12 protein-coding genes are annotated in these 18,120 nt (G+C 35.4%); 1 reads left to right on the top strand and 11 read right to left on the bottom strand.

The window, feature by feature from the left end; genetic code table 11:
* Positions 1–1,320: 1,320 nt before the first annotated feature.
* The 5 genes from ABS911_RS10415 to parE all read right to left on the bottom strand — a co-directional run bounded on the left by ABS911_RS10415 (position 1,321) and on the right by parE (position 10,125).
* Positions 1,321–2,250 (bottom strand): manganese-dependent inorganic pyrophosphatase, encoded by a 930-nt coding sequence (locus ABS911_RS10415; protein ID WP_350467545.1) that lies wholly within the window; start codon positions 2,248–2,250, stop codon positions 1,321–1,323.
* Positions 2,251–2,395: 145 nt separating this feature from the next.
* Positions 2,396–3,157 (bottom strand): pyruvate formate-lyase-activating protein, encoded by a 762-nt coding sequence (pflA, locus tag ABS911_RS10410; protein ID WP_350467544.1) that lies wholly within the window; start codon positions 3,155–3,157, stop codon positions 2,396–2,398.
* A 30-nt stretch (positions 3,158–3,187) separates the two neighbouring features.
* A complete protein-coding gene (gene pflB / locus ABS911_RS10405; protein WP_350467543.1) occupies positions 3,188–5,416 on the bottom strand; it encodes a formate C-acetyltransferase in 2,229 nt (742 codons plus the stop codon).
* 265 nt (positions 5,417–5,681) lie between these two features.
* Positions 5,682–8,135, bottom strand: a complete 2,454-nt coding sequence (parC, locus tag ABS911_RS10400) for a DNA topoisomerase IV subunit A (protein ID WP_350467542.1) — start codon at positions 8,133–8,135, stop codon at positions 5,682–5,684.
* Positions 8,125–10,125, bottom strand: coding sequence for a DNA topoisomerase IV subunit B (gene parE / locus ABS911_RS10395; protein WP_350467541.1), 2,001 nt, complete (start codon positions 10,123–10,125; stop codon positions 8,125–8,127). Before parE ends, parC begins: the two co-directional genes overlap by 11 nt.
* A 496-nt stretch (positions 10,126–10,621) precedes the next feature.
* Between parE and plsY the strand changes: the two genes are divergently transcribed.
* Positions 10,622–11,236 (top strand): glycerol-3-phosphate 1-O-acyltransferase PlsY, encoded by a 615-nt coding sequence (plsY, locus tag ABS911_RS10390; protein ID WP_350467547.1) that lies wholly within the window; start codon positions 10,622–10,624, stop codon positions 11,234–11,236.
* Between the two features lie 57 nt (positions 11,237–11,293).
* Here the strand turns inward: plsY and ABS911_RS10385 are convergent, their stop codons facing one another.
* From ABS911_RS10385 to topA, 6 genes are all read right to left on the bottom strand, one after another.
* Positions 11,294–12,169, bottom strand: coding sequence for an aldose 1-epimerase family protein (locus tag ABS911_RS10385; RefSeq protein ID WP_350467540.1), 876 nt, complete (start codon positions 12,167–12,169; stop codon positions 11,294–11,296).
* A 120-nt stretch (positions 12,170–12,289) separates the two neighbouring features.
* Positions 12,290–13,099 (bottom strand): GTP-sensing pleiotropic transcriptional regulator CodY, encoded by an 810-nt coding sequence (codY, locus tag ABS911_RS10380; protein ID WP_350467539.1) that lies wholly within the window; start codon positions 13,097–13,099, stop codon positions 12,290–12,292.
* A 20-nt stretch (positions 13,100–13,119) separates the two neighbouring features.
* Entirely contained in the window at positions 13,120–14,541 is a 1,422-nt protein-coding gene (gene hslU / locus ABS911_RS10375; RefSeq protein WP_350467546.1) for an ATP-dependent protease ATPase subunit HslU, read from the bottom strand.
* A 15-nt stretch (positions 14,542–14,556) separates the two neighbouring features.
* Complete coding sequence (hslV, locus tag ABS911_RS10370) at positions 14,557–15,096, bottom strand: ATP-dependent protease subunit HslV (protein ID WP_350452073.1); 540 nt, start codon at positions 15,094–15,096, stop codon at positions 14,557–14,559.
* A 29-nt stretch (positions 15,097–15,125) separates the two neighbouring features.
* Complete coding sequence (gene xerC / locus ABS911_RS10365) at positions 15,126–16,025, bottom strand: tyrosine recombinase XerC (protein WP_350467538.1); 900 nt, start codon at positions 16,023–16,025, stop codon at positions 15,126–15,128.
* 228 nt (positions 16,026–16,253) lie between these two features.
* On the bottom strand, positions 16,254–18,120 hold a 1,867-nt coding region (gene topA / locus ABS911_RS10360), incomplete at its 5' end, for a type I DNA topoisomerase (RefSeq protein ID WP_350467537.1).

Here is an 18,120-nt window from a genome sequence, read left to right as displayed (position 1 = left end):
TTAGCTTCAATGTTTACTAAGTAACAGATTATTTTGCAGAAGGGCGATTTATTTACACAAACTTATTGACGCTCTCTGTAAAATATTTTCTAAATAAGTTGAAAATATTTTAATTTTTTTAAAAATTATGTCAATAAAAATCATTCGTTATGGTATTATCAATATAGGTTATTTATTGAAAGCGCTTTTCGTTGAAAAGGAGGGAGAGAATGGTTTTTTTCTTAGCTTGGTTACCTTTGTTCATTATTATTATTCACTATGGATCGTCTATTGTGAAGTTGCTCGCCAATATTCAAAAATTATTGGAAGATAAGAAGGAGAAGGAGTAAAAACGTTGAAAAAATTGTAAGCATTGCTGATTTAGGATCACTATTTTTATTTAGGCAAGCCTCTACAGTTGAATCATCGGAGTAGAACCTGAAGTACATGAAAGCGAAATGAACACATTTACTACATGGTCAATCGGTTCATATAATAGAGTTTTTATACCCAGATATGTAGTAACAACTATTTCAGTTAGATTTCAAGGCGAAATCTCTTCTTATAACTAACGTCTTAAAAAAAGGCACTAAAATCAACAAAAAACTTGATTTAACAACAGATTTACCTAAAGAAATAAATGAATCAAAGAAAGATCAACTTATGAGTAAATTCAAAAAGTTAACCCAACGTAAAAAATCAATCAAATAATGGCAAATCAAAAAATTTAAACTCATAGCAAACTAACTAATTGTTAAACCGAAATAATTGTTTATGTCGGTTTTTTCACATTTTTTTAGTTTTCAGGAAATTTATATTTGAAAATAAAATGCAATCAAAACTATTATTTATAATTTATTTAAAGAAGTTCGAAAATTAGATTCGTAAAGAATGCTTCATCAATAAAAGCAGTTGATTAAAACTTATGAATACACGAAAAAAATAACGAATCGAACTGAAAAAATATAAACGCATGAAAAAATAAATTGTATAAAGAAAAAAATGAAATTAATAAGACGAATCTAAAAAGAGAGGAAATAGACAAAAACGGGTTGTCTTTAATAAGAGTGCTTTTTTATCATTTTTTCTAGTTTACATAATATATATTATACAAAGTAGATGTAAAGTTGTATTTTATGGATTTTGCTCATTTCGTGTCGATTTTGGACACTTTTAAGCTCATTTACTATTCCTTTGGTTATTCATTGTCCGTTAAATGCTTTTAAATGACTTTTAATTCTTATTCTTTCAATACACATACTATTTAAGTAGGATTTTTCTTTTGTAAAACAAAAAAACTAGTTCGCAACTAAATTAAGTCATGAACTAGTTTTTCTTTTGTTATTTTGTTAATGCTGCAGTTAATTGTGGCACAACTTGTTTCTTTCTAGAAACAACACCTTTTAATAAAGCTCGATTATTTTCTAAAGTCACATTAAAAGCTTCTTCTACTGCATTGATTGGATTTCCTAATGCTAAGACAACTGAATCACTATCTAAGATGTTTGTAACAACTAACACGAATAAATCATAATTTTTAGAATGATTTTCGTTTAACATTTCTTTTTCTAATTCAGTTTGTATAGAAAGTACATCGTTAACGTCTACAACATTGATTTGTGCAATACGGACATTTTTATCACCCATAGGGAAACTTTTCGCATCCATATCTAATAGTTCAGCAGCTGATTTATCGCTTAAGTCTGTTCCGGCTTTTAACATTTCAAGACCATAGGAATCAACATCGACTTCCGCAATTGTTGCAAGTTCTTTTGCAATAGAAATATCTTCATCTGTACATGTTGGCGATTTGAATAATAATGTATCTGAAACAATTGCTGACAACATTAATCCCGCAATTTCTTTAGGGATCGTGATGTCTTTTTCTTTAAATAATTTTGCAATAATTGTATTTGTACATCCTACAGGTTCTGCACGGTAATACAATGGATTAGCTGTTTCGAAATTAGAAATCCGGTGATGATCTACTACAGATAAAACTTCAACATCTGCAATGTCATTTACACTTTGTTGGAATTCATTATGATCCACTAACATCACTTTATCTGTTTCGTTTGCAGCTGTTTCTATAACACGTGGTGCATCAACTTTAAAGTGGTCTAAAGCATACTGTGTCTCCTCGCCTACTTCTCCTAATGCAACGGCTTCTGCTTCATAACCTAATTGATTTTGCAGGTAAGCAAATGAAATTGCAGATGTGATCGCATCTGTATCTGGATTTTTATGACCAAAAACTAAAACTTTACTCATATTATTATCTCTCCTTTAAACTATAACTAACACTAAAATTTTATCTCAAATGAACGAGTTTAGCTAGTATTATGTTAATTTTCATAAAATAATGAAAAAGAAGAAATAAAACTGAAAAGCATCAGCCTATTTCTTCTCTTTGTCTCTATAGTGTTTGATAACCGGTGTACTCTTGCACACGTAGTAGTCGATTCGCATTTTCTACACGTTCAAGAGTTGGTGGCTCAATATCTTTTAATTTATAAGGAATATTTAAAGCAGCATATTTATAAACACCAAGTTTATGGTAAGGTAATATTTCAACTTTATAGACATTTCCCAAAGAATGAATAAATTCACTTAAACGGATCAAGTCATCATCATCATCTGAACGTTCAGGTACCAATACATGACGGATCCAAACTGGTTTATTTATTTTTGATAAATAACTAGACATATTTAAAATATTTTCATTACCGTGCATCGTTAAACGTTTATGTTTTTCATTGTCAATGTGTTTGATATCAAATAAAAGTAAATCTGTATGCTTCATGAGTTCTTCAAAACGACTAAAAAAAGGTTCATCATAGGTGAATGGTTGCCCGCAAGTATCTAAGGTTGTGTGTATCCCCTCTTCTTTGGCCTTTCTAAAGTACTCAATAAGAAAATCGATATGCAAGAGTGGCTCTCCTCCACTTACAGTGATACCGCCCTTTTTTCCCCAATAATCTTTATAGGATAAAGCTTCTTCTAATAATTGATCTGCTGTATAAGGTGTTCCGCCTCCCATGTTCCATGTATCAGGATTATGGCAAAACTCGCACCTCATACGACATCCTTGCATAAAGGTTACAAAACGAATACCTGGTCCATCAACCGATCCAAAACTTTCAGTTGAATGTACGTACCCAATTGCTGGCTCAGTCATGTCGATGACTCCTTTTATCATTTTTAAACGTTACATGCTATCGTGCATGGTACGATTAATGACATCTAATTGTTGTTCACGTGTTAATTTAATAAAGTTAACTGCATAGCCTGATACACGGATGGTTAATTGCGGATAATTTTCCGGATGATCCATCGCGTCAACTAAGGTTTCGCGGTTAAAGACATTAACATTCAAATGGTGACCGCCTTTTTTAGCATAACCATCTAATAGACTAGCTAAATTTTCTTGTTGAATGTCGTCTTCTTTGCCTAATGCTTTAGGAATAATAGAGAATGTATTTGAAATACCATCTAGTGAGTATTTATAAGGAATTTTAGCAACAGAAGTTAAACTTGCTAAAGCTCCATGTGTATCTCTGCCATGCATTGGATTCGCACCAGGTGCAAATGGTTCTCCAGAACGACGTCCATCTGGTGTATTCCCTGTTTTTTTACCATAAACTACATTGGATGTAATCGTTAAAATTGAAGTAGTATGAACAGCATTACGGTATGCTGGATGTTTTTTAACTTTTGACATAAATGTTTTTAACAACCAAATTCCGATATCATCTACACGGTCATCATTATTCCCGAATTTAGGGTAATCTCCTTCGATTTCATAATCGACTACCAAGCCATTTTCATCACGGATCGTTTTTACTTTTGCGTGTTTGATTGCAGATAATGAGTCGACTGCTACTGAGAATCCTGCAATACCTGTAGCCATTGTTCTCATGATATCACTATCATGTAATGCCATTTCTATGCGTTCATATGAATATTTATCATGCATAAAGTGAATAATATTTAACGTGTTTAAATACAATCCAGCAATCCATTCTAATAATACATCATATTTTTCCATTACTTCGTCATAGTCTAAGTACTCTGAAGTAATTGGTTGGTATTTTGGAGCAACTTGATCTTTTGTTTTTTCATCTATCCCACCATTGATTGCATACAAGAGCGTTTTAGCTAAGTTAGCACGTGCTCCGAAGAACTGCATTTGTTTCCCGATACGCATAGCTGAAACACAGCAGGCAATCCCATAATCATCGCCCCATTCTAAGCGCATGATGTCATCATTTTCATATTGGATCGCACTTGACGCAATAGAAGCTTTTGCACAAAACTTTTTAAAGTTTTCAGGAAGTCTTGTAGACCATAATACTGTTAAATTTGGTTCTGGAGCAGGACCTAAGTTAGAGAGTGTGTGTAAGAAACGGTAACTATTTTTTGTTACCAGATGCCTTCCATCGTCACCTACTCCAGCAATGGCTTCTGTTACCCATGTAGGATCACCAGAGAATAAATCATTGTATTCTGGAGTACGTGCAAATTTTACTAAGCGTAATTTCATAATAAAATGATCTGTGATTTCTTGTGCTTCAACTTCAGTAAGATTGCCTTGTGCTAGATCACGTTCAATGTAAATATCTAAAAATGTAGAAGTACGCCCTAGAGACATAGCAGCTCCATTTTGTTCTTTTACTGCTGCTAAATACCCCAAGTACAACCACTGGAAGGCTTCTTGTGTCGTTTGAGCTGGTCGTGAAATGTCAAACCCATAAATTCTTCCAAGTTCATTCAATTCATTTAAAGCACGAATCTGCTCATTTAATTCTTCACGATCGCGTATGATGTCCTCACTCATAGTGCCGTAACCTTTATTGGCTAAATCTTTTTTCTTTTCTTCAATCAAACGATCAACACCATATAAAGCAACTCGTCTATAATCACCAATGATACGTCCACGACCGTAAGCATCCGGTAATCCGGTAATTACACCACTACGTCTTGCGGCACGAATTTCAGGTGTGTATGCATCGAATACACCTTGATTATGTGTTTTACGGTAATCTCTAAAAATATGAGAAACTTCCGGATCGATTTCATATCCATATGATTCTGCGGCTAGTTCACTCATTCTGATACCGCCAAAGGGTTGTAGCCCACGTTTAAACGGTTTATCGGTTTGGAATCCTGTAATACGTTCTAATTCTTTATTTAAGTAACCGGCTTCATGAGAAGTGATAGAGGAAACAACTTTCGTATCCATATCTAATACTCCGCCTGCATCACGTTCTTTAGTATTCAATTCCATTACTTGTTTCCATAATAATTCAGTAGCTTCTGTAGGACCTTCTAAAAATTCATCTGTCCCATCATAAGGTTTATAATTCTGTTGAATAAAGTCACGTACATTGATTTCTTCTTGCCACACTCTTCCTTTAAAGCCTTTCCACTGTTCCATGGTCAATCTTCCTCCTTTTTATCTGTTGAATTAATCTAACAGATTGTTCATGCTCATTATAACACGAACTTTAAACAAATCAATTGATTTTAGTTACTAAAATAATATTTTATTAACTATAAACATTAATTTAAAGAGGATAAAGCTATAAAAACAAATTTTATTATCCATGTATTTTTGTACAACTTTTCACATAAAAGCAAACTGTACTACTAAATTATAAAACAGATAAAAAAAGATGTAGCTGTTAGGCTACACCTTTTTTCTATTTTACCTCTTTAGCTAATAAATCTTTTTTGATTTCGATAGGTGTTCCATCTGCCACTTCATCTAAAATAAATGATCCGTTTGAATAACGGTCACTTATAGCATAGGACGCACTAGATAAAGGAATTTCTTTACCTTTCGAAGTTAGGATAACATAATGGTCTTCTTTGCTTGCTTCAAAAGCAAAGGCTACACGATGAGGATTTTTCTTTAATTCTCTTAAGAGCAGTAACCCTCGTTTAGCTCTTCCTAATGATTCAAAATCAATAATATTCATTTTTTTAATCGACCCACGATGCGTTAAAATCATTAATTCCTTTTTAGCAGCTTCAACATCTATTAAAACGCCATTTATAACATAGTCGCCTTCTTTAAGATTGATTGATTTTACACCTGCCGCTTTTGAACCGACAACTGGAACTTCTTCTAAAGAATAGCGTAAACCAAATCCTCTATGTGTGACTAAGAAGACATCTTTTAACAATGGATTTTCTGTATAAATAATGTTTATCAGTTCATCCGTACTTGTTTTTAGTTTTATTGCTGAAAATGATTTATTCTTATAATTACGGCCGATAACGTACTCTGAAACAGCAGTTTGCTTAATGTACCCTTCTTTAGTAATAAAGGTAAATGTAGCTTGAGGCAGTTGCTGCGTAATACCAAAAACTTTCACAACAGTTTCATCGGCAGAAAAAGCAATATTTTGTGATAAATGCTCTCCCATATCCTTCCATCTCAAATCAGAAATTTCATTAACTGGACGGTAAATGATATTCCCTTTGCTGGTAAATAACAAAAGATGATTCAACGTATTCAGCTGTTGAATGTAGAGTGGGTAATCGCCTTCTTTAATTCCCATCTCATTAGGTTTAGAAGCACCATATGAACGTAGACTGGTTCTCTTAATATATCCTTCTTTTGTAACAGAAACCATGACCTCTTCAGATGCAATCAGAACTTCAGTATCAATTTTCAATTCTTCGATTTGATCCTGAATAACAGTAAGTCGAGGTGAAGCGTAATTTTTCTTCACTTCAGCTAATTCTTTTTTCATCACTTTATCTAGCTCTTTAGAACTTGATAAGATTTTGTTGTAAGAGGCGATTGCTTTATCTAAAGCAGCAGCTTCACTTTCTAAAGCTGTGATATCAGTATTCGTTAATCGATACAGTTGCAAAGAAACAATAGCTTCAGCTTGGATCTCAGTGAAATCAAAACGTTCAATCAAATTTTCTTTTGCATTTTTCTTATCTTTACTGCTGCGAATAGCGTCAATCACTTGATCTAAAATCGATAAAGCTTTGATTAGACCAGAAACGATGTGTTGTCTACTTTCAGCTTTACGAAGATTGTAATTTGTTCTTCTAGTGAGTACTTCTCGTTTATGTTCTAAATACGCCTCAAGCATTCGATTGATTCCAGATTGTTTAGGTCTTTGTTTATCAATTGCTACCATATTAAAATTGTAAGCGACTTGTAAATCAGTGTTTTTCAACAAATAATTTAAAATCCCGTTCGCATTTGCTTCTTTTTTTAACTCAATAACTATTTGAAGACCATTGCGATCCGATTCATCACGGACTTCAACAATACCGTCAACTTTTTTATTCAACCGAATTTCATCCATTTTACGAACTAAAACAGCTTTATTTACTTCATATGGAATTTCATTGATTACGATTTGTTCTTTACCGCCTCTAACTTCTTCGATTCGGGTTTTAGAACGGACAATAATCTTTCCTTTTCCAGTTTCATAAGCTTGTTTTATTCCAGCTACACCTTGTAGAATAGCTCCAGTTGGAAAATCTGGTCCTTTAATGTGCTGCATTAAATCTGTTACAGATGCATTTGGATGGTCAATTAAGTGAATCGTCGCATCAATCACCTCTCCTAAATTGTGAGGAGGGATATCTGTTGCATAACCAGCAGAGATTCCTGTAGCCCCATTTACGAGTAAATTAGGGTAACTAGCTGGAAATACAGTTGGCTCTTCATCTGTATCATCAAAGTTTAAAACAAAATCAACGGTTTCTTTATCAATATCTCTAACTAGTTCAGCTGATATTTTTGATAAACGTGCTTCAGTATACCGCATAGCTGCCGGTGGATCTCCATCCATACTTCCGTTGTTCCCGTGCATTTCAATCAAGACTTCTCGTTGTTTCCAATCTTGACTTAATCGGACCATCGCCTCATAGACACTGCTATCTCCATGAGGATGGTAATTCCCAATAACGTTACCAACAGTTTTTGCTGATTTTCTAAAGCCTTTGTCTGCCGTATTGCCTTCTACGTTCATTGCATATAAAATTCGGCGTTGAACCGGTTTTAAACCATCCCGAATATCAGGTAAAGCTCGTTCTTGAATAATATATTTTGAATAGCGTCCAAAACGATCTCCCATTACTTCTTCCAGGGTTAATTCCTGAATATCCGCTCTATTCTCCATCTTCGACACTTCCTTCATCTACTGTTTCAATTTGATCCATAATTTGACTGTTTTCTAAAATGCTGCCGCCTTCTTCGAACGTAAACTCTACATGAGATTCTATCCATTTACGTCTAGGTTCTACTTTATCTCCCATTAAGACAGAGACACGTTTTTCAGCTTGAGCAGCATCATCGATTTTTACGCGGATCAGTGTGCGAGTATCTGGGTTCATCGTTGTATCCCATAATTGGTCTGCATTCATTTCACCCAAACCTTTATAGCGTTGCAAAATATAATTTTTGCCAAAGTCTTTTGTGACTTGAACCAACTCGTCATCAGTCCATGCATAAGCAATCTTTTCTTTTTTGCCAAGACCTCTAGATAGTTTGTATAACGGTGGTAAAGCTAAATAGACTTTTCCCGCTTCAAAAAGAGGTTTCATGTAACGATAAAAGAAAGTTAGCAACAGTGTTTGAATATGCGCTCCATCGGTATCCGCATCGGTCATGATAATGATTTTATCGTAGTTGCAGTCTGCAATATCAAATTCTGGTCCAACACCGGCACCAATCGTATAAATCATAGTGCTGATTTCTTCATTTTTCATCACATCTTGTAATTTAGCTTTTTCCGTATTGATAACTTTTCCACGAAGAGGTAAGATTGCTTGAAATTTGCGGTCTCGTCCTTGTTTTGCCGAACCACCAGCTGAATCTCCCTCTACCAAGTACAATTCATTACGCTTAGCATTTTTACTTTGAGCCGGTGTTAATTTACCAGACAAAAGGGTATCATTTTTTTTACGCTTCTTGCCATTACGACTTTCTTCACGCGCTTTTCTAGCCGCGTCACGTGCTTCTCTTGCTTTTAAGGCCTTGCGGATCAATTGTTGGCTAAGATCGCCATTTTCGATCAAATAAAAGTTTAATTGATCACTGACAACTGTCTCTACAGCTGACCTAGCTTGCGGGGTCCCTAATTTACTTTTCGTTTGACCTTCGAATTGTAAAAGATTCTCTGGTATACGAATAGAAATAACGGCTGCTAGACCTTCTCTAAAGTCTGTACCTTCTAAATTTTTATCTTTTTCTTTCAGTAAATTAACTTTACGCGCATACTCATTAAAAGTCTTCGTGATTGCGGTTTTCATACCTGCTTCATGTGTTCCGCCATCTTTTGTCCGTACGTTATTAACAAACGATAAAATCGTTTCAGAATAACCGTCATTGTATTGAAAAGAAAATTCCACTTCAATCTCGTTATTTTCGCCTTCAAAATAGGCCACAGGTGTTAAATTATCTTTGTCCTCATTCAAATAGCTGACAAATTCTTTAATCCCTTCTTCGTAATAAAAAACTTCTGACTGTTCGTTCCGTTCATCGGTTAGGGTTATGCGCAAACCTTTTAGTAAGAAAGCCGATTCTCTTAAACGCTCTGCCAATACATCGTACGATAAATTAGTCGTGGTGAAAATCGTAGGATCAGGCTTGAAGTGCACAATGGTTCCATTTTTTTCATTATTGGTTTTAATTTTCTTTAGAGATCCTTTGGCTTTTCCGCCATCAACAAATTTTTGTTGGTAATGGACACCTTCACGAATGATGGTAACGGTAAGCCATTCAGATAGTGCGTTAACCACACTTGCTCCCACACCATGCAGTCCTCCTGAAGTCTTATAACCGCCCTGGCCAAACTTACCTCCTGCATGCAATACTGTGAAAATAACTTGGACAGTAGGGATTCCAGATGAATGCATTCCAATTGGCATACCGCGTCCATTGTCCTTGACACTAATGCTATTGTCTTTATGCAACGTGACATCGATTTCAGTTCCAAATCCGGATAATGCTTCATCGACTGAATTATCCACTATTTCATAAACTAAATGATGCAAACCACGTGCATCCGTAGACCCAATGTACATACCTGGTCTTTTTCTTACCGCTTCTAATCCTTCTAGTACTTGGATCGAATCATCGTTATACTCTTTATTTAACTCTTTTGGCATACTAAAACTCCTTAAGGCTTTAAACATAAAGTGATTCCTACTTATCTGTTCAACAAAACAATGGTCATTATTTTAACTGGACACAAGTAGTTTCTTGCTTTATCTTAAAGTTTTCTCTAGTCTCTTTTTATTTCTCCAGTAGGGTTAACCCATCCTGGCATCAATCAACTGCTTCATTTTAGTGAAGCACCTTTTTAATCATACTCTATATTTTAAGGAATAGAAAGCACTAAACAGTAGTTTTTTTTATAAAAACCGAAAATACGTTCGCCTTTTAATAAGAAGAATTCTCTTCTCATTAAACTATTTATTTTTTTGAATTGCAAGCCAACGGAGAAATAATCCTTAATTAGTCTTCATTAGGCTTTGTGAATAAAACGGTTTTTATCTAGCCTTCTAATACGATAAATGGTAAAATGATGAATACGTTATTCTAACAATGATGAATACGTTATTCAAACTATGTATACTGCAATTCAAGGAGAGAAATTTGTTGATTAAAATCATACTCATGTTTATTATTGCTTATCTACTAGGTTCGATTCCTTCAGGCGTTTGGGTCGGGAAAAAGATTTACGGAAAAGATATCCGTCAGTTCGGCAGTGGCAACTCTGGAACAACGAATACATTTAGAGTACTAGGGAAAACTGCTGGAACGGTCGTATTGTTAGCTGATGTATTAAAAGGAACACTGGCTGCTTGTTTGCCTTTATTGTTTCATGTACCAATTAATCCAATGGTCATCGGTTTAGGAGCTATCCTCGGCCACACGTATCCTATATTTGCTCAGTTTAAAGGTGGCAAAGCGGTTGCTACAAGCGCTGGTGTTTTATTAGCCTACAATCCGCCGTTCTTTATTTACAGTGTGTGTATCTTCATAGTTTTATTATTCTTAACCAGAATGGTAAGTCTGTCAAGTATGATCTCATTACCACTCATTACCCTTTCGAGTTTATTTATTGGGGACTGGATCTTAACAACAATTGCGTTTATCTTGACCCTCTTTATTATTTACAGACATCGAGAAAACATTAAACGTATCCGGAACGGCACAGAAAGTAAAGTTCCATTTGGTCTAGGGTATAAAAAAGACGAGAAAGATTCTTTTTAATAGAACGTAACATCAAAGGAACTGGGACATAATGTCTCAGTTCCTTTTTGACTGTTTTTAAGTTAAAGAGATCGTATAATTAGCAGAAAATGACTCTGCACTCTCTAGTTGTTGTATACCAAGTTTGTCATTCAACTCACCTGTAAATTCACTTGGATCTGCAATCCCATACCACGGCTCGATACAAACAAAAGGAGCATCTTTTTTAGGAGGAGACCAGATACCTGTATAAGGAAAGCCTTCAAAATCGATTGATACGGAATGAGTTGTTTTTTCAGAGTTGATTGAAAAAATATTTTTTCCTTTGGTTTCATAGATCAGAGCATCATTATCAAATAAGGATCTTTTTAAGGCGATCTCTGTATTGGTTTGAGCTAACGTGGTACTTTCTAAATCTAAGTATGGACCGACCAATGGAATTTGGCGACGAGATCGTCTAGGTAAGAACGTTAAATAATAATCTTCAAAAGTGGTATCACTAGTCAGAGGAACATTGAATCCAGGATGGCCCCCAATAGAAAAATACATCACTTCAGATTCGTGGGTATTTTTTACAAAATAGCTGACATTAACCGTATTTTTTTCTAAGGTATATGTTAACGTTAATTGAAAATTAAATGGATAGTATGCTTTTGTTTCCAATGAAGAAGTTGTCGTTAACCGCACAGTCGTCTCTGTTTGCTCTTCTACTTGAAAGTCACTATCTCTTGCAAAACCATGTTGGTTTAATGCATATGTTTTTCCCTTGTACCGATACTCGTCATTTTTTAAACGCCCAACGATTGGAAATAGAACCGGAGCTTTTCTGCCCCAAAAAACTGGGTCTCCTTGCCATAAGTATTCTAATCCTTCATCCGTACGTTTGATACTTTGAAGTTCAGCACCCTTTGTAGAAATAGATACCGTTAACAGGTCATTCTTTAATGTGATCATTTTTGTTTGCCTCCTCATATTGCAACTCATTCTTTCTATCCTTACGGAATATACAGTTGTAAAAAAGTAATCCTTTACTCATGTTAAGTTAAAGGATTACTTATTCTACTTTAAAATTCATTAATAAATCGATTCTTTCTCCAATGCATCAATAAATTTTTCATTCTGTACTTTAATATAGGTGCCTTTCATACCTAGTGATCTGGATTCAATAATGCCACCAGATTCTAACTTACGCAAGGCATTAACAATGACCGAACGGGTGATTCCAACTTTATCAGCTACATTAGAAGCTGTTATACGACCTTCAGTACCATCCAATTCTTCAAAAATAGCCTTGATAGCCTTTAGTTCACTATAAGACAACGTCTTGATAGCCATCTGTACAGTCGCTGTATTGCGAGCAGATTCAGCGATCTGAGTAGACTTCTTAAACAAAATTTCTATTCCAACAACCGTCGCAGCATGCTCCCCTAAGATTAAATCGGTGTCATCAAACATGGGCTGCAAGCGTGCGAGTAAAAGCGTCCCTAAACGCTGCCCTGCTACAAAAACAGGAATGACTGTTGTCAAGCCTTCTACAAACATATCTCTTGTTTCAATCGGGAAAACGGTATAGTCACTCTCAATATCAATATTGGCTCTTGTTTCATAAATTTCTAACATACTGCGTGTGTATTTTTCCGGGAACTTTTCATCCACTAACATTTGTTTCACACGCTCGTTATTGATTTCATGTTTTTCATGATAGCCGAGTAAGTTTCCAGCGTCATCAATCAAATAAGTGTTTGCATTAAGAATATCACCTAATACAATCGCCATATCGGTGAAAGCTAATTTTCCATCCGTTGAAGAACCCGTTTTTACTACGCCACCCTTTGTTTGTAACAGGTAATTAATTTTTCGCATTTTTTGCAGTAAATCATTCATGAGAAGCCTCCATCATTCTTTTATAAAATGTAGCGACTTAAATCTTTGTCTTCTACAATGTGTTCAATTTTTTCGTTGACATAATTTTCAGTAATGGTAATGTCACCCATTTGCATATCCGGTGCTTCAAATAACAAATCTTCTAGTAATTTTTCTAAAATCGTATGCAAACGTCTGGCTCCAATATTATCCGTCTCATGATTTACTTGATAAGCAATTTCAGCTAACCGTTCAATCGACTCATACGTAAAAGTGATGTTGACATTTTCAGTCCCTAACATCGCAATATATTGTTTGAGTAACGCATTATTTGGTTCCGTAAGAATCTTAACAAAATCTTCTTTGGTTAAGTCATCCAACTCTACACGAATCGGGAACCTTCCTTGCAATTCTGGAATCAAGTCACTTGGTTTAGAAACATGAAATGCTCCGGAGGCAATAAATAAGATATGATCGGTTTGAATCGGACCATATTTTGTACTAACTTGTGATCCCTCAACAATGGGCAAAATGTCGCGTTGGACACCTTCTCTAGAGACTGTCCCACTATTTTCATTTTTAGAAGTGATTTTATCAAACTCGTCAATGAAGATGATACCGGCATTTTGTGCCAAGTCTACAGCCATCGATTGGATATCTTCTTGATTGACTAATTTAGCTGATTCTTCTTGGGTAAATAGTTCAATGGCTTTTTTTACAGTAACAGTCCGTTTAACTTTTGACTTCGGACGTAAAGCGCCTAAAGTTTCGTTTAAATCAATACCCATTTGTTCCAATCCGGCACCCATAGGAGAATTCATTGATTTTTTTTGGCTTTCTACTTGTATCGTCAATTCCCTTTCATCTAAAAGACCATTACGAATTTGTTGTTTCATTTTTTCACGGTCTGTTGAAATGGCTTCTGTTACTTCTTCTTCCTCTTCTTCAGCTTGTGGTACTAATTGATTAGGATCTACACCCATGTTTTTAAACATTGACTCAAAAGGGTTACTGCTGGTACTTTGTCGTTGTTCTTTTTTTATCCCTGGTATCAATAGTTTTACGATACGATCAATGGCATTTTTTTCTGCTCGAGAATAGACTTGTGAGTATTGTTGTTTTTCTATGATTCGAATCGAAGCTTCTACTAAATCGCGCACCATGGATTCAACATCTCGTCCGATATAGCCGACTTCTGTAAATTTAGTAGCTTCAACTTTTACGAATGGTGCTTGAACAATCGTAGCTAAACGACGAGCGATCTCTGTTTTACCGACCCCTGTAGCACCAATCATCAATAAATTTTTAGGTGTGATTTCTTTTTGCATAGCTTCATCTAATTTTAGACGTCTTTGTCGGTTGCGTAAGGCAACAGCCACAGACTTTTTAGCCATTGTTTGTCCAATAATGTATTTATCTAACTCAGCGACGATCTCTCTTGGAGTCATGTCTTCTTTAGTCATCATTTAGTTCACTCCTTATAGTTCTTCAACAATAATATTGTGATTTGTAAATACGCAGATGTCTGCAGCAGTTGTTAAGCTTTCTTGGGCAATTTGAGCTGCTGTTAAATCTTTCCCAAGTTTTTTTAACGCTCGTCCAGCAGCAAGAGCAAAGTTCCCACCTGAACCGATGGCTAATATTCCATCATCTGGTTGGATAACTTCCCCACCACCTGATACCATTAACATCTCTTCTTTGTTCATTACGATCAGTAAGGCTTCAAGTTTTTGCATTGCACGATCTGAACGCCATTCTTGAGCCAATTCTACAGCTGCTCGAGTTAGGTTTCCCTTATATTCATGTAATTTAGCTTCGAATTTTTCTTCTAGAGTAAAAGCATCTGCAACACTTCCAGCAAACCCGACCAACACTTCATCGTTGTAAATGCGACGAACTTTTCGAGCAGTACCTTTCATGATTACTTGTTCACCCATAGTTACTTGACCATCTCCGGCCATAGCACATTTTCCATCATGCTGAATAGCAAAAATAGTTGTTGCATGAAATTCTGTCATTATTTTTTCCTCCAGTCAATTATCCAAACTTAGGCTCTTGGATGAAATTGGCGATAATTTTTTTGTAAAAGGTCTTTAGTTACATGTGCATATATCTGAGTTGAAGATAAACTCGCATGCCCCAATAATTCTTGCACAGTCCGCATGTCAGCCCCATTATTCAGTAAATGGGTCGCAAATGAATGACGCAACATATGCGGATGGATGTCAGATGTTAAGCTGCTTTTTTTAATTACTTGGTTTAGGACATATTCAATTCCAGTAGCTGTAATGGGGTCACCGTGATGATTAACAAATAAAAAATCATGGATCCGTTTGTGTTTTGTCATTAAAGGGGTACGACCTTTTTCCATATAATCACGGATCGCAACAGCGGCATAATGGCCAAATGGAACATAACGTTCTTTATTTCCTTTACCACGGATCAATAAGACACTTAATTCAAAATCAATGTCTTTTAACTTAATACCACTACATTCGCTCACTCGTATACCAGTACCATACAGCACCTCTAGTATAGCTTCATTGCGAAAATCAAGTGGACCTTCTCCTTTTACTGCTTCAAACAAAGCATCCATTTCTTTTTCATAAAAAAACTTAGGCAAACGAAGCGTTTTCTTTTTGAGATGGACATAAGAAAATGGATTGTCTTTAACCAACTGATTTTTTAATAAGAATTGATAAAATGCGCGTAAGCTCGAAATCTTTCTTGAAATACTGTTTCGACTTAATCCTTGTTCATTTAATTCACCTAAATAGATACGTACATCCTGAAGAGTAACGCTATTAAAATCTGTATCCCCTGTTTGATTTAAAAATAATTCAAAATGAGTGATATCTTCTTGATACGCTTTTTTAGTCAGCTCAGAATAGTGTCTTTCAGTGATCAAATACTGCAAGAAAGTCTCTTTAATCGTTTGATCTACCAAGAATAATCCCTCCACTCCTACAACAAAGCTACTTTATCATACAAATATTTAGATTACAATCGATTAAGATTTAAATTAATTGAATTTTAAAACAATTCAGCTATTTTTAAACAATTGTTATTAAATCCGAATGAATTCATGAAGATCTGTTGCCTTAGAAGCAAAAATACTAGTTAAGTGAGAGCTGTTTCTACTCAAACTTAACTAGTATTGTTTTGTTTAGCGATTTTATTTTTGTACTTCTTCTTTATAATCACAATTGCTGCAGATGACTTGCTTGCTGCCTTTTGCTTTTTTCTCTACTAAATAATGTTCGCATTTCGGACAGTTACGTCCAACTGGTTTATCCCATGATACAAATTCGCATGTTGGGTAACGGTCACAGCCATAAAAAATACGATTTTTCTTTGATTTCCGTTCAATAACGTGTCCTTCACCACATACCGGACAAGCAACACCTATTTCTTTCACAATGGGCTTAGTGTTACGGCAATCCGGAAAATTACTGCACGCATAAAATTTTCCATAACGCCCCAACTTGATTACCATAGGATGACCACAAAGTTCACAGTCAAATCCAGCTGGTTCATCTTTGATCTGAACTTTTTCCATGTTCTCTTCTGCTTTTTCGACTTCCACCGCAAACGGTTGGTAGAATTGATCGATAACTTTTTCCCATTCTTTATTGCCTTCTTCGACTTCATCCAAATCTTTTTCCATATCTGCAGTAAAGTGAACATCCACGATCTGAGGGAAAAACTCATTGATGAGTCCATTCACAATTGCACCTAGTTCGGTTACTTCAAAACGTTTGTTTTGGAGTTTAACATAATACCTACGTTGAATGGTTTCCAATGTTGGAGCATACGTAGAAGGACGACCTACACCGTTATCTTCTAACACACGAATCAATGTCGATTCAGAGAAGCGAGCAGGTGGTTGGGTGAAATGTTGTTTTGGTTCGATATCGATCGACTTAACTTTATCGCCTTTTTCCATTTCGGGCAATAAGTTTTCTTTTTCTTCTTTACCTTCATCATTGCCTTCAATATAAACTTTTTGATAACCAGGAAATTTAACTTTAGATCCATTTGCTCTAAAATAAATATCTTTTTGAGCAATATCGACCTTCATCGTATCAAATACAGCAGGAGTCATTTGACTGGCTACTAAGCGTGACCAGATCAGATTGTATAATTTGTATTGGTCTTTTGTCAGGTATTTTTCAACTTCTTTTGGTGTTCGTAAAACACTGGAAGGACGAATACCTTCATGAGCATCTTGATCGCCTTCAGCTTTTTTCCCAATTCGCGGTTTAGACGCTGCATATTCTGGTCCAAATTCTTTAATGATGTATTCCGCGGCTTCATTTTTAGCTGAAAGAGCGATTCTAGTGGAATCGGTACGCATATACGTGATCAAACCGACAGCCCCGCCACGACCTAACGAAATTCCTTCATAAAGTTGTTGAGCAACCATCATGGTTTTACGTGTTCTAAAATTTAATTTTCTTGCGGCTTCTTGTTGCAAACTACTTGTCTTAAACGGAAGCGCTGGATTTCTTAACCGTTCTTTTTTCGTAACAGACATGACTTCGAACTGATCGCCATCTAGTTTCTTGATAATTTTTTGGACATCTTCAGCATTGCCCAAAGCTTGTTTTTTCCCTTTTAAACCATAAAAGTTAGCTTTGAATTTTTTCTTATCTTTTTTGAAATTAGCTCCGATTGACCAATACTCTTCCGGTTCAAATCGATTGATTTCATCTTCTCGTTCACAAATCAACTTTAACGCTACCGATTGTACTCTTCCTGCACTTAAGCCTTTTTTAACTTTTTTCCATAAAATTGGACTGATGGTATATCCAACAAGCCGATCCAATATTCTTCGAGCTTGTTGTGAATTTACTAAGTCCATATTAATGGAACGTGGTTCTTTGAAGGCATTTTTTACAGCGTCCTTTGTGATTTCATTAAAAACCACACGATTTTTGTCTGCTACATCAAGTCCTAATAAAAAACTTAGATGCCATGCAATTGCTTCCCCTTCTCTATCCGGGTCAGCTGCGAGAAAAACTTTTTCAGCTTTTTTTGCG

This window comes from Carnobacterium sp. (assembly GCF_040274425.1).
The sequence above is the reverse complement of the archived record's forward strand: the minus strand, read 5'-3'. Positions and strand labels throughout refer to the sequence as shown.

Coding starts and splice junctions, on each gene's coding strand:
- parC (WP_350467542.1), bottom strand. CDS start 8,135: ATGGAGAATAGAGCGGATATTCAGGAATTAACCCTGGAAGAAGTAATG.
- ABS911_RS10415 (WP_350467545.1), bottom strand. CDS start 2,250: ATGAGTAAAGTTTTAGTTTTTGGTCATAAAAATCCAGATACAGATGCG.
- hslV (WP_350452073.1), bottom strand. CDS start 15,096: ATGACAGAATTTCATGCAACAACTATTTTTGCTATTCAGCATGATGGA.
- ABS911_RS10385 (WP_350467540.1), bottom strand. CDS start 12,169: ATGATCACATTAAAGAATGACCTGTTAACGGTATCTATTTCTACAAAG.
- hslU (WP_350467546.1), bottom strand. CDS start 14,541: ATGACTAAAGAAGACATGACTCCAAGAGAGATCGTCGCTGAGTTAGAT.
- pflA (WP_350467544.1), bottom strand. CDS start 3,157: ATGACTGAGCCAGCAATTGGGTACGTACATTCAACTGAAAGTTTTGGA.
- parE (WP_350467541.1), bottom strand. CDS start 10,125: ATGCCAAAAGAGTTAAATAAAGAGTATAACGATGATTCGATCCAAGTA.
- pflB (WP_350467543.1), bottom strand. CDS start 5,416: ATGGAACAGTGGAAAGGCTTTAAAGGAAGAGTGTGGCAAGAAGAAATC.
- codY (WP_350467539.1), bottom strand. CDS start 13,099: ATGAATGATTTACTGCAAAAAATGCGAAAAATTAATTACCTGTTACAA.